Origin of the sequence: Pseudomonas sp. 30_B (assembly GCF_017491605.1) — a bacterium.
In the GTDB taxonomy this organism is placed as follows: domain Bacteria; phylum Pseudomonadota; class Gammaproteobacteria; order Pseudomonadales; family Pseudomonadaceae; genus Pseudomonas.
In genome coordinates this window covers 1-631 of record NZ_JAFGYY010000098.1, presented here as the reverse complement: position 1 = coordinate 631, position 631 = coordinate 1, and the positions used below count along the sequence as shown (strand labels likewise).

1 pseudogene is annotated in these 631 nt (G+C 65.8%); it reads left to right on the top strand.

Annotation, left to right across the window (positions count from 1 at the left end):
* Positions 1–631 (top strand): annotated as a pseudogene (locus J5M67_RS27390) (hypothetical protein); the annotation flags it as partial.

Below are 631 nucleotides of genomic sequence, written 5' to 3'. Positions count from 1 at the left end.
ATCGTGCATTACGCGACGGCTTCGTCGCCGATCTCGCCGGACGCCGGCACGCTCGCCGCGTGGTCGTCGCAAAAGGGCATGGCCACCGCGTCGATCGGCGCGTACTTCCAGTATTTCTACGATACGGAGACGTCGCCCGGCCAGACGACGCTCGTGCCCGGCTACACGATCGGCCGCTACGACGGCCGCGTGTCGCTGCCGAACGGCGACGCGCGCCTCGCGAGCGACGACGATCCGTCCGACATCCTGATCTCGAAGCCGTTCACGAGCGCGCTCGCGTCGCAGATGCCGAGCTACCTCGGCTACACCGCGCCGAACGCGACGTATCAGACGCTCAAGCCCGACATCATCGGCGTGTGGAACTTCAGCCACGCGGGCCAGCCGTATCCGGACACGATCCCGGATCTGCTTGCCGCGCTGCAACTGAATCCGAAGCTGAAGGTGCTCGCGTCGAACGGCTATCATGATCTCGCGACGCCGTACTTCGAAACGGAGAAGGAGCTCGCGCGGCTGCAGACGGTGTCCGGCCTCGCGCCGAATCTGCAGGTGACGTTCTACCAGGGCGGCCACATGATCCATCTCGACGACGTCGCGAGGCCGCAGATGCAGGCGGATCTCGTCGCGTTCTACC